The organism is Janthinobacterium sp. HH104, from assembly GCF_001758715.1.
Taxonomy (GTDB): Bacteria; Pseudomonadota; Gammaproteobacteria; order Burkholderiales; family Burkholderiaceae_D; genus Janthinobacterium; species Janthinobacterium aestuarii.
The window spans coordinates 239,178-250,896 of sequence record NZ_LRIB01000054.1 but is presented as its reverse complement, the minus strand read 5'-3'; the positions used below and the strand labels follow the sequence as shown (position 1 = coordinate 250,896).

The window sequence follows — 11,719 nt, the reverse complement described above, 5'->3', positions numbered from 1 at the left end:
AAGAAAAATTCCGGCTGGCACTACCTAAATAATTTGTTTAGGCTTCAACATTGCTATACGATACGGCCACCCGCGCCCGGGGGCCTTATCGGCATCCCGTGCGTCCCTGACACGTTCACCGGAATCCCCGATGCCACCTGCCACACCCGCCCTGATCACCAATGACGCCGTCGTCCTCGGCCTGCTCGCCATGACCCTGGGAGCCGTCTTCTGGAGCGCTTCCCGCCCAGACGGCTTCTGGAAAAAGTTCTACACGTATATCCCGTCGCTGCTGATGTGCTATTTGATCCCGGCGTTGCTCAACACGTTCGGCATCATCGACGGCAACGCGTCCGGCCTGTACGCCGTGGCGCGCGACTATCTGCTGCCCAGCGCGCTGGTGCTGCTGTGCGTGGCCATCGATTTCGGCGGCATCATCCGCCTCGGTCCCAAGGCCATCATCATGTTTTTGACGGGCACCCTGGGCGTCATGCTGGGCGCCCTCGTCTCGTTCGAAGCCTTGCGTTTGATCCACCCGGAAACGGTGGCCGGCGACACCTGGCGCGGCATGACCACCGTGGCCGGCTCGTGGATAGGCGGCGGCGCCAACCAGGCGGCCATGAAGGAAGTGTTTGAAGTGGATGCGACGCTGTTTGGCCAGTTCGTCGCCGTCGACGTGCTGGTGGCCAACGTCTGGACGGCCGTGCTGCTGTTCCTGGCCGGCCGCGCGGGCGCCTTCGACCGCTGGACCGGCGCGGACTTATCCGCCATCAACGCGCTCAAGAACAGCATCGAAAGCTACCGCGCCCAGCACGCGCGCATCGCCAACCTGACCGACATCATGATCATCCTCGGCGTAGGCCTGGGCGTGACGGGCCTGTCGCACTTCCTGGCCGGCCCCATCATCGGCTGGATCAGCACCCTGCCCGCCGCATGGCGCTTGCAGGATTACAGCCTGACGTCGAACTTCTTCTGGATCGTCGTGCTCGCCACCACCTTCGGCCTGCTGCTCAGTTTTACCCGGGCGCGCAGCCTGGAAGGCGCGGGCGCCTCGACCATCGGCTCGGCCATGCTGTACGTGCTGGTGGCAACCATCGGCATGCACATGGACTTGAAAGCCCTGTTCGACAAACCGTTTTTGTTCCTGCTGGGCCTGATCTGGATCGCCGTGCATGGCGGCCTGATGCTGCTCGTCGCCAAGCTGATCCGCGCGCCCCTGTTTTTCATGGCCGTGGGATCGCAAGCGAACATCGGCGGCGCCGCCTCGGCCCCCGTCATCGCCAGCGCCTTCCACCCATCCCTGGCCCCCGTTGGCGTCCTGCTGGCCGTGCTCGGCTACGCGCTGGGCACCTACGGCGCCTACATCACGGGCTTGATCTTGCGCGGCATGGCGGGGTGATCCCTGTCCTGGCTTGTCCAGCCAGGCACGCAAGAATGACGACAACGCCAGCCTTCGGGCTGGCGTTGTCGTTTACGGCTCGCATCGGCCGCAGCATCCCAAAAAATCCCCACAATGTAGCAGAAACCCCTCAAAACCAAATTTCCGCACCATTTTTGTGCGAAATCTGCGATGATAGTTTCCCAAATAACCGATTACCTCCATGGAATTCTGATGAAATACGCATCTGCTCACGAGTATGTCCAGCATGTCGCCGCACGCAATCCAGGTCAACCCGAGTTTCTGCAAGCCGTCACCGAAGTCATGGAGAGCTTGTGGCCGTTCCTGGAACAGCACCCGAAATACGCGGAACAAGGCTTGCTGGAACGCTTGATCGAGCCGGAGCGCGTGGTGATGTTCCGCGTGTCGTGGGTCGATGACCACGGGCAGGTGCAAGTCAACCGCGGCTACCGCATCCAGCACAGCATGGCCATCGGACCGTACAAGGGCGGCATTCGCTTCCACCCTTCCGTGACCTTGTCCGTGCTGAAATTCCTCGCTTTCGAGCAGACGTTCAAGAATGCGCTGACGACCTTGCCCATGGGCGGTGGCAAGGGCGGTTCCGACTTCGATCCAAAGGGCAAGAGCCCGGGCGAAGTGATGCGTTTCTGCCAGGCCTTCGTGAGCGAACTCTTCCGCCACGTGGGTTCGGACACGGACGTGCCGGCCGGCGACATCGGCGTGGGCGGGCGCGAAGTGGGCTATATGGCAGGCATGATGAAAAAGCTCAGCAACCGCGCCGACTGCGTGTTTACGGGCAAGGGCGCCAGCTTCGGCGGCTCGCTGATGCGCCCGGAAGCGACGGGCTACGGCACCGTATATTTTGCACAGGAAATGCTGAAAACGCGGGGCCGCTCGTTCGAAGGCATGCGCGTGTCCGTGTCCGGCTCGGGCAACGTGGCGCAGTACGCTGTGGAAAAAGCCATGGCGATGGGCGCGAAAGTCATCACCGTCTCCGATTCGAGCGGCACCGTCATCGACGAGGAAGGCTTTACCCCGGAAAAGCTGGCCATCCTGATGGAGGTCAAGAACCATTTGTATGGCAGGGTCAGCGACTACGCCGCGCGCACGGGCGTGCGCTTCGAAGCGGGCGTGTCGCCATGGCATGTGCCGGTCGACATCGCCCTGCCCTGCGCCACGCAAAATGAATTGCATATCGACGACGCGCGCACCTTGATCGCCAACGGCGTGCAATGCGTGGCCGAGGGCGCCAACATGCCGACCACCATCGAGGCAGCCAAGGCCTTCGAGGCGGCCGGCGTGCTGTACGCGCCAGGCAAGGCCAGCAATGCGGGCGGCGTGGCCACGTCCGGCCTGGAAATGAGCCAGAACGCGGCCCGAATTTCTTGGCCGCGCGAGGAAGTCGACGCGCGTTTGCTGCAGATCATGCAAGGCATCCACGCCGCGTGCAAGCAATACGGCACGCGCGCCGATGGCACGGTCAGCTATGTCGATGGCGCCAATATCGCCGGTTTCGTGAAAGTGGCCGATGCGATGCTGGCGCAGGGCGTGATTTAATCATCGGCCAACGGTGGTGTCGGATTACGGCGCCTTGCGCCTAATCCGACCTACGCCGACCTACGACATTTCCGGCTTCATCAGGCTCTTGCGGCTGATGGTCCGGCCCGACACCATGAACTCGCCGTTGCCGCGGTAATGTAACGTTTCCGGCAGCTTGGGCGAGGTGGCCACGTGGGCTTTCACGCATTCGAAGATGAAGAAGCTGCCTTTCGGATTGCCCGCCACCTGGGCCAGCTTGCATTCGAAGTTGGCGTAGCATTCGGCGATCAGGGGCGCGCCCACCAGGTCGGCTGGTTGCGGTGTCAGGCCGAAGGCCGTGAACTTGTCCGTGTCTTCACCGCTGCAATTGCCGATGGCGACCACCTGGTCGACCATGTCGGCCGTGGGCAGGTTGATCACGCACTCCATGCTGCGCTTGATCATTTCATAGCTATGGTTCGCGTCGGAAATAAAGCAGCCCAGCAACGATGGCGTGAATTCCATCAGCATGTGCCAGGCCATGGTCATGACGTCGCTTTCGCCCTGCCAGGTTGAACTGACGAGCACCACCGGCCCCGGTTCGAGGAAGCGCCGGATATCGGCGACGGGATAATCTTCTTTGTGGTAATTTTTCATCTGGTCTCCAGGACGCGGTACGCCATAGCATAGACCAACGGCGCCTTGCCGGGCGCGCGGCTGGCCGGCCGCGGCGTGTTATCGGCACCGCGATTTGTGCCGTTCAACGCAAATTTCTCCCCCTTGGAGATGTTGCAACATAGAATACACTGATCAACTACTCAAGGAAACCGCCATGCGTCCTCTGTTCCTGTTGTCAGTCCTGTCCCTCGCCTGCCTCTCGACCCTCGCACATGCCGACGAGCAAACCCGCACGGTAGCCGCCTTCAACGCCATCGACATCCGCGGCCCCATCAGCATCGAAGTGGAATCGGGCAAGGAGCAAAGCCTGCTGCTGCGCGGCGACCAGAAATTCCTCAGCGGCGTCATCACGGAAGTGGTCGATGGCGAGCTGAAAATTTCCATGAAGGACAAGGACATCAAGAAGACCGAGGGCGATCCGCGCATCATCATCACCATGCCCACCTTGCGCAAGCTGATCGCGGAAGGCGCGGGCGAAAAAATCCTCACCAAGCTCAATGGCCCACGAGTCGACATCAGCTACAAGGGCGCGGGCCGCCTGGCCGCCGATGGCCAGGTCGACTGGCTGCGCCTGAAGGCGCAAGGCGTGGGCGAGGTCGATACGAAAGCCTTGCTGGCGAAAAACGTCGATGTGAATTTCGAAGGCATCGGCTCCGTCAAGGTGTATTCCTCGGGCGAGCTGAACGCCGTGGTGCGCGGCATGGGCGAACTGACCTACTACGGCAAGCCGAAGATCGTGCACAAATCGATCGCCGGCATCGGCAGCGTCAATGCCGCAAAATAAGACTTCCTAGAACAACAAGGCCATCAGGCCACTGGAGACCGCATGACCGCAACACATGATACCGAAGCGCCGCTGGTACTGCGCGAGGAGCACGATGGCCTCGTCACCCTGCGGCTGAACCGCCCGCTGCAATTCAATGCCCTGTCCGAAGCCATGCTGGCCGCGCTGCAGGAAGCGTTCGACACGATCGCGCAGCAGCCGCACGTGCGCTGCGTGGTGCTGGCCGCCGAAGGCAAAGCCTTTTGCGCGGGCCACGATTTGCGCCAGATGCAGGCCACGCGCCAGCTTGCATATTATCAAATCCTGTTCGCGCAATGCTCGCGCGTGATGCAAGCCATTCAAACCTTGCCCGTGCCCGTGATTGCCCGCGTGCACGGCATCGCCACGGCGGCCGGCTGCCAATTGGTCGCCAGCTGCGACCTGGCCGTGGCGGGCGCCTCCGCCCGTTTTGCCGTCTCCGGCATCAACGTAGGCCTGTTCTGCGCCACGCCATCGGTCGCCCTGTCGCGCAATGTGTCGCCCAAGCGGGCCTTCGACATGCTGGTGACGGGGCGCTTCATCGACGCCGACACGGCCGCCGACTGGGGCCTGATCAATGAAACGGTGGCCGACGCGGCGCTCGACGAGGCCGTGGCGCGCCTGGCGCAGCAGATCATGGCGAAAAGCCCGACGGCCATCCGCTACGGCAAGCAGATGTTCTACCGGCAGCGCCAGCTGCCGCTGGACGACGCGTACGCGTATGCGGGCGACGTGATGGCGCGCAACATGATGGAAGAGGATGCGGAAGAAGGCGTCACCGCCTTCTTGGAAAAGCGGCCGCCCAACTGGGCGCGGCCGTAATATAACTTAACGCTCCTGCTTCATCTGCTGCTGCACGGACAAGCTCAAGGTCCCCAGGTCTTCCTTGCCCAGCATCGGCAATTGCGCCAGCAGGTTGGCCAGGGCCGAGCTGCCCGTCACGTCCAGCTCGGACGACTGCACCAGCACCGTGCCGGCGCCCGTGAAGTCGATCTGCTTTTCCTCGCCCGACAGGGTAAAGCCCGTGAGCGCGCCGGCGGCCGAGGCCCAGCCCTGCACGTGGGCGTAATCGTAGTGATACGAAGGACTGGGGCAATCGGCCCAGCCCAGCACGGCCTGCTCGTCCACGCGGCATGGCAACTCGAGGAAATGCACGGGGCCGTTCGACGAGGCGATCACTTTACCCGTGCCTATCATGGTCAGATAGCCGGGCAAGGTCGATTCCTGGCAAATCACATCCTTCGTAAAACCCAGCAGGTTTTTCGCGCGGATGGTCATGTTGGCGTTATCGAGGTCGTAGCAGGCCAGGTCGTTGCCGTTGTCGCCCAGGATCAATTGGCCTTGCCCTTGCGCGACGACAAAGTGGTGGATGTATTTCGGCGCATTGAAGGCATTGCGCACGATCAGGTCGAGCACGCTGCTGCCCATGGCTTCGAAGCGCAGTTCGCCATAGAAGGCGATCATCTTGCCCTTGCGAATGAAGATCTGTTCCTTGACGTCGATGACATACGAAAAACGGTTCAGGTTATCGTTCTTCGGCAAGGTATCGGGAGTGTAAATCGTCATGGCTTACCTTTCGCTCGCTTGGATGTAGACCGTGCCCTGGCCCGTGAACTTCACCTGGTACGATTCGCCGGACGCCTGGCCGACGAAGGTTTTCCAGTTCAAGTCCGTGACGATGGTCGAGCTCAGCTGCCCCGTGTGGCCGATATACGCTTGCGGATCGACAAAGACGGGCACGTCCGGCGTGACGGGCAAGCCGATGGCATTACCATCCGACAAAATCGCCACGTCGCCCGTGCCTTGCAAGGTGGTGGTAAACAAGCCCTGGCCCGTAGCCATGCCGCGCACCACACCCTGCACGCCGCCCTGGTTGCCGAGGAACATGGTACCGGCCGTCAAGCGCGCATCGAAGGCCAGCAGGGAATCGCTTTCCACGTAAAACGTTTCGCCGCGCACGGGGACGATGGTGACGAACAGGCCGCCTTGCGCGTAAAACACGCTGCCCGTGCCACGCGCCGACATCATGGCGTAGCCTTCGTTCGTGACGGCGCGCATGGCCAGGCTTTGCACGCCCTGGCCAGCCAGGAAGGAGCGGCTGAACGCCACGTCGCCCTGGTACGACACCATGGCGCCCTTGCGCGCGAACACTTCTTCATTGCCGAGTTTGACCTCGAGCATCTTTTCATTGATCTGCTGATAGACAGGCATCGCGGGTCCTCGCTAACTTAACGTTCGGCGGGCTGGATGAACACCACGCCCTGGCCTGTGAATTTGTGCTGGTACGATTCGCCCGAGCTCTGGCCGATCATCGTGCGCCAGTTGACGTCGAAAACGAATTCCTGGCGGATGTCGCCCTTGAAGCCGACGAAGGCGTCCGGGTCCACGCGCAGCGGATGCGTGGGCGTCACTTCCAGCATGATCAGGTTGCCGCGCGAAATGACGGCCAGGTTGCCGTTGCCTTCGACGGTGGTGGAAAACAGGCCCTGGCCCGAGCTGGCGCCGCGCAAGCCCGCAAAGCTGGTGCCCGTCTTCAGGCTCGTGTCGTAGGCCAGCAGGCTGCTGCTTTCGATGGTCAACTTTTCGCCGGCCAGCGCCATGACGGTGATCTCGGCCGCATTCTGCGCGAAAAACACCGTGCCGGTGCCAGAGGCCTGCATCACCTGCATGCCTTCGTTCGTCACCTTGCGCTTGAGCGCGCCGAAGAGGCCCTCGCCGCCGAGCAGGGACTTTTCAAATTTGATGGCGCCCGTATAGGCGACCATCGCGCCGGCAATCGTCAGCACTTTTTCATCCTGCAGGCGCACTTCCAGCAGGCGGTCGGTATTGGTGCGGAAACTGGTCACGCGCGACTCCCCAAGAATGCCAGGCCACAAAGCCATGGCTATCCGACAAGATACCGGGGGCGTTACCGCCATGCAAGTGCTATTCCTCCCGAACAGGGGTCTGCGTTAAAAAAAAGGCGTGCCCGGAGGCACGCCTTGCGCTGACATCTGCAACGGTTTACTCGGCCAGCACCGGCTTGGCGCCGCGCGCGTTCTGGAACAGCGGCACGGGATCATTGGTATTGACCTCGACCACCGTCACGCCCTGCACCACGCCAGCGACCTGGTAGCCGACGGCGCCCAGGTGGCGCTTGCCTTCGGCCAGGTTGGACCAGCTCAGCGAGACAGACGCGGTGCCGCCCATGAAGGCCGTGCCCGGCATCAGCGCCTTGAAGCTGCCGTTGTTCAAGCCCGGCGCCAGCACCCACGACGACAAGGTGTAGTCGGCCTGGCCGTTTTGCGGCGCAAAACCGATCACGCACACCTTGTAGGTGCCGGCGGCGGGCAGGCGCAGTTCCACCTGCTCATTGGAACTTTCATTGCCGCTGCTGCCGACCAGCACATTGGCGGCGTTGTAGACCTCCATGTCCATGTCGGTATTCGCACCGCCCGTCGTTTCCGTATCGTAGGTGGCAAAGCGCGCCGCCAGGGTGCCGGCCGGGATCACCACGTTGTGCACGTTCACACCCGTCGCGCCGCCCGCCTTGCAGGCAGCCGATGCGGCGGCGCCCGTCACCGCCTGGCCAATCGTGCGCGTCTGGCGCACGGCTTCGACGAGACCCGACTTGACGCCGACCAGCGCACCCGTGAAGCCCGTGCCCAGGGTCAGCACCTTGCTGCCCGTGGCCGCTTCGCTGCTGACCAGCGGAATGGCGGCCAGCGACGTGCCGCGCGCCGTCAGCGGGCTGCGCACCGTGTGCGTGCCATCCGTCCAGCTCAGGGCGCCGTAGGTCCAGGTATTGGCCGGCGCCGTCGTGCGCGTCAACTTGACCTGGTATTGGCCCTTGGCGCCCGGCGCCAGGCTCAGGCTCGTTGGCGTCACCGCCACCGTGTAGCCGGGCAGGCTGGCCGAGACGTTGTAGACGGCACTGCTGGCGCCCACGTTGGTCACCGTGCGCGTCAGCACCTGCGTGCCCAGCACGTTGGCCGCCGTCAGCGACGCCAGGTTCAGGTTGTAGGCAGGAATGGTGCCGACGGCCTGGCAGGTGGCGGGACTGTAGACCTTCAGGTTCAGGCCGCACAGGAAGCGCGCATAGTCGATTTCCGACACGTCGTACACGAGGCCGGGATCGGCCGCGCTGTTCGGTGCTATGTGGCCGGCGCCCTGGCCCCATGGCAGCTGGCCCGAGTTCTTCGCCGTCGCATCCCACGACACGGAACCGTTCAAGCCATCGGGATACGTGCTGAAGGCCGTCGTCATCAGCGCCGACTTGATGGCCGCGGGCGACCAGCCCGGATGCTGCTGCTTGAGCAGTGCCGCCACGCCGGCCACGTGCGGGCTTGCCATCGAGGTGCCGGAATAGAAATCCCATTCCGCCACAGGCGCCGCGCCGCCAGCGGCCACGGCATCACGCTGCGCCGGCGTCAGGTCGGCCGTCACGCCGGCGAGGATGTTGGTGCCGGGCGCCGACATGTCCGGTTTCAGGATGTTCGCGTTGGCCACGTTCGGTCCGCGCGAGGAACGGTCGCTGACGATCGGCGCCTGCACCGTCGTGTCGGCGATCGTGTGGATTTCACCCAATGCCGCCGTGCCGTCCGGATTGGACGCCATGAAAGCCTTCAGCGCGTCGCCCTGCGCCTGCGCCAAGTGCACGGTCGACAGCGTGTGCGCCTGGTTGATGATGGTGTTGGCGCCACCGGCCACGTTGGCGATGACCACGCCCGCCGCGCCCGCCGTCCTGGCATTCGCGCTCTTGTTGACCAGCACGTTGCCGCCGCGGTCGCACACGAGTATCTTGCCCGCCACTTTCGCCGGGTCCAGATAAGCGGAGGTGGCATCGGCCCCGCCGAAGCAGCGCAGCAAATTGAGGTCCGTCGGCAGCACGCCGGCCAGGCCAGCATCGCGCGAGCGGATCAGCGGCAGCGCCGGCGTCTTCGCATTGCTCGATGCGCCTTCCAGCCTGGTGCCGTTGCTGAGGATGACATTGCCCGCATACAAGCGGTTGTGCGTGGAATTGGCCACCGTCGCCAGCCAAGGGCTGATGTGCGAGACAGGCGCCGGCACGTCGGGCGCCGGCGTGGATGGGCCGGAATTGCCGCCCGACGTGGCGACAAACACGCCGGCCGCCGCCGCGCCGAGGAAGGCGACTTCCGTCGGCTCGTCGAAGGCGCCGCCGCCCGCGTTCGGGCCGATGGAGAAGTTGATGACGTTGACGCCATCCTTGACGGCCTGATCGATGGCGGCCACGCTGTCGGCCGTGGCGCAACCGTTGCGGCCCGTCGATGCGGCCGTCCAGCAGACTTTATAGGCGGCGATGCGGGCACGCGGCGCCATGCCCGAGGCCTTGCCCAGCGACACGCCGTTCGAGGTGGCCAGGGCGCCATTGTTGCCGCCGGCCGTGGACGCCGTATGCGTGCCATGGCCGCCGTGCCCCGTCAGGCCAGCGACGGAATCGCGCGGCGACAGGAATTCCGTCCAGTGCAGCGCCGACGTGGAAGCGCGGTAGTAGCGCGCGCCGATCAGCTTGTTGTTGCAATTCTCGGCGGAGAATCCTTCGCCCGTCTGGCAAGTACCCTGCCAGCTGGCCGGTGGCGCGCCGTACACGACATTGCTGCCGCTGTGGCTGGGCACGCCGTTCTCGTCGAGGCGGTCGGCAAAGGCCGTGTTCTCGGGCCAGATGCCGCTGTCGACGATGCCGATGATGATGTCTTCGCCCGCGTGCGTCTTGCCGCCCAGTTGTTCCCACAGGCCGCCCGGCTTGTCCAGGCCCAGGAAGGTGGGCGTGTAGCTGGTGTCGAGCTGCAGGATGGAGTCGGCGCTGATGCTGGCCACGCCGCTGTTTTTCTTCAGGGCCCGCACTTCATCGTCCGTCAGCAAGGCGGAAAAGCCGTTGAAGACGACGCTGTACTGGTGCGTGATTTCCGCCGCGCTGACGGTGCCGGCCACGGCGGCCTGCTTGGTGTCGAGGTAGCTCAGGTAGGCCTGCACATCGGCGGCGCCCACGTTGATGCGTGCGCCCGGGGCCGGCTTGGTGGCGGCCAGGCCGTCGACCTGGCCCGTGTAGGTGGCGGCCGGCTTGTCGACCAGCTGCACGATGTAGGAGCGGCGTTCCTGCGCCTGCGCCGCTTGCGCCAGGCTGGCGGCCAGCAGGAGGATGCCGAGAGAGACGGGACGTAGTTTCATCTCACGCTCCTTGCACGGTGAACGCTGCGAACTTGCCGCTGCGGCGGCGCGACAGCATGCCGATGGCGCCCAGGCCGGCCAGCAGCAGCATGTAGGTCGATGGTTCCGGCACGGCGCTGATGTTGATATTGTCGAGCGCAAACTGGCCCTGGTTAAAGGCGGGGAAATCGATGGAGTTGGTGCACGCGCCAGTGTCATTGAAAATGCAGGCGTTGAAGGTCAGGCCCGTGAAGGAATAGTTGCTGAAGCCGCCCAGCAGGGATGCGCTCTGGAAATGGTAATTGCCATCGCTGCCCTGGCCCGGAAACGCCAGCGAGGTGCTGACCACCTGGCCGTTGCTGAGGGTACCGCTCAGTTGCAGCTGGCCCCACTGCATGTTGGGCAAGCCGGAAACGGGCGCGATGAAGGAGTAGTCGAAACCGGCCAGGCTGAACGCCTGGTGGTCGGCACGCGCGAAATTCACGCCGCCATCGTTGAGGATAGCCAGGTAGTTGCCGGTGGCGCCCTGCGGGCAGGCGGCGATATCGCACGACGAGCCCACGCGGCCATCGAGGATGGCGCCCACGCCGCTGACACCGCCGCCGGCCGCCGTGGTCGGGTCGGCCAGGAACAGCAGGTTGTAGCTCGACGTATTGAGCGTCTGGCCGCTTTCATACACGTCGGGGGGCAAATTATCGAAGGTCAGGACACCTGCCATGGCCGGCGCCGAGGCCAGCACGGACAAGGTGGCCAGCGCGGCCAGGATGGTGGCGCGGCCGCGGGTAGCGGGCCGATCGGCGGTGGCGGGCGATACCCGCGCATGTGATGGACGATTCATTCTATTCCCTTGGTTGTTGTGGATAGATAGGTCGGCAGGTCTCGCGCCCGCTTTCAGCTTTTTCACAAAAGTGTCAACAAATATAGCAAACCACACAAAACAAATATCATATTTTTAATATCATTTATTTATTTTTTATCTAACTCTGCGATACTTTGTTTTGTTTTATCTATGAAAGCTTGAGCAATCTCAACGTTACATCGGAACAACAATGCCTCGCACCGCAGACGTGCGCGCCAGCGCGCCGGCGCGACTTCAGATAAGCTCGAAAACCGCGCCTGCCGCGCCGTCATCCCGCGTCACATCGCGGTACACCTGTTCCATCCTGGAACACTTGTCTCTCGCCGCCACGCGCCCG

General features: G+C 63.5%; 10 protein-coding genes. 4 read left to right on the top strand and 6 right to left on the bottom strand.

The features are described from left to right. The first annotated feature begins 130 nt into the window (after nucleotides 1-130). On the top strand, nucleotides 131-1,378 hold the full coding sequence (locus tag JAB6_RS25790) for a DUF819 domain-containing protein (protein ID WP_070305488.1): 1,248 nt from the start codon (nucleotides 131-133) through the stop codon (nucleotides 1,376-1,378). A gap of 213 nt (nucleotides 1,379-1,591) precedes the next feature. Next, entirely contained in the window at nucleotides 1,592-2,935 is a 1,344-nt protein-coding gene (gdhA, locus tag JAB6_RS25785; protein WP_070305486.1) for an NADP-specific glutamate dehydrogenase, read from the top strand. A 60-nt stretch (nucleotides 2,936-2,995) separates the two neighbouring features. On the opposite strand, the gene JAB6_RS25780 is transcribed toward gdhA, so the two are convergent. Then, the gene (locus tag JAB6_RS25780; protein ID WP_070305484.1) at nucleotides 2,996-3,553 is read right to left on the bottom strand and encodes a flavin reductase family protein; all 558 of its coding nucleotides are present in this window, start codon (nucleotides 3,551-3,553) and stop codon (nucleotides 2,996-2,998) included. A 175-nt stretch (nucleotides 3,554-3,728) separates the two neighbouring features. Between JAB6_RS25780 and JAB6_RS25775 the strand changes: the two genes are divergently transcribed. Beyond that, the gene (locus tag JAB6_RS25775; protein WP_070305483.1) at nucleotides 3,729-4,358 is read left to right on the top strand and encodes a head GIN domain-containing protein; all 630 of its coding nucleotides are present in this window, start codon (nucleotides 3,729-3,731) and stop codon (nucleotides 4,356-4,358) included. A gap of 42 nt (nucleotides 4,359-4,400) precedes the next feature. After that, complete coding sequence (locus JAB6_RS25770) at nucleotides 4,401-5,198, top strand: enoyl-CoA hydratase (RefSeq protein ID WP_070305481.1); 798 nt, start codon at nucleotides 4,401-4,403, stop codon at nucleotides 5,196-5,198. Nucleotides 5,199-5,204: 6 nt separating this feature from the next. Here the strand turns inward: JAB6_RS25770 and JAB6_RS25765 are convergent, their stop codons facing one another. The 5 genes from JAB6_RS25765 to JAB6_RS29595 form a co-directional block, all read right to left on the bottom strand. After that, nucleotides 5,205-5,942, bottom strand: a complete 738-nt coding sequence (locus JAB6_RS25765; protein ID WP_034753505.1) for an AIM24 family protein — start codon at nucleotides 5,940-5,942, stop codon at nucleotides 5,205-5,207. Nucleotides 5,943-5,945: 3 nt separating this feature from the next. Next, nucleotides 5,946-6,587, bottom strand: coding sequence for an AIM24 family protein (locus JAB6_RS25760; protein WP_070305480.1), 642 nt, complete (start codon nucleotides 6,585-6,587; stop codon nucleotides 5,946-5,948). A gap of 17 nt (nucleotides 6,588-6,604) precedes the next feature. Then, complete coding sequence (locus tag JAB6_RS25755) at nucleotides 6,605-7,258, bottom strand: AIM24 family protein (protein ID WP_083293003.1); 654 nt, start codon at nucleotides 7,256-7,258, stop codon at nucleotides 6,605-6,607. A 121-nt stretch (nucleotides 7,259-7,379) separates the two neighbouring features. Beyond that, nucleotides 7,380-10,544 (bottom strand): S8 family serine peptidase, encoded by a 3,165-nt coding sequence (locus tag JAB6_RS29905; protein ID WP_070305479.1) that lies wholly within the window; start codon nucleotides 10,542-10,544, stop codon nucleotides 7,380-7,382. A gap of 1 nt (nucleotide 10,545) precedes the next feature. After that, entirely contained in the window at nucleotides 10,546-11,361 is an 816-nt protein-coding gene (locus JAB6_RS29595) for an NF038120 family PEP-CTERM protein (RefSeq protein WP_070305478.1), read from the bottom strand. Nucleotides 11,362-11,719: the final 358 nt, after the last annotated feature.

Coding starts and splice junctions, on each gene's coding strand:
- gdhA (WP_070305486.1), top strand. CDS start 1,592: ATGAAATACGCATCTGCTCACGAGTATGTCCAGCATGTCGCCGCACGC.
- JAB6_RS25755 (WP_083293003.1), bottom strand. CDS start 7,258: ATGGCTTTGTGGCCTGGCATTCTTGGGGAGTCGCGCGTGACCAGTTTC.
- JAB6_RS25760 (WP_070305480.1), bottom strand. CDS start 6,587: ATGCCTGTCTATCAGCAGATCAATGAAAAGATGCTCGAGGTCAAACTC.
- JAB6_RS25775 (WP_070305483.1), top strand. CDS start 3,729: ATGCGTCCTCTGTTCCTGTTGTCAGTCCTGTCCCTCGCCTGCCTCTCG.
- JAB6_RS29595 (WP_070305478.1), bottom strand. CDS start 11,361: ATGAATCGTCCATCACATGCGCGGGTATCGCCCGCCACCGCCGATCGG.
- JAB6_RS25790 (WP_070305488.1), top strand. CDS start 131: ATGCCACCTGCCACACCCGCCCTGATCACCAATGACGCCGTCGTCCTC.
- JAB6_RS25770 (WP_070305481.1), top strand. CDS start 4,401: ATGACCGCAACACATGATACCGAAGCGCCGCTGGTACTGCGCGAGGAG.
- JAB6_RS29905 (WP_070305479.1), bottom strand. CDS start 10,544: ATGAAACTACGTCCCGTCTCTCTCGGCATCCTCCTGCTGGCCGCCAGC.
- JAB6_RS25765 (WP_034753505.1), bottom strand. CDS start 5,942: ATGACGATTTACACTCCCGATACCTTGCCGAAGAACGATAACCTGAAC.
- JAB6_RS25780 (WP_070305484.1), bottom strand. CDS start 3,553: ATGAAAAATTACCACAAAGAAGATTATCCCGTCGCCGATATCCGGCGC.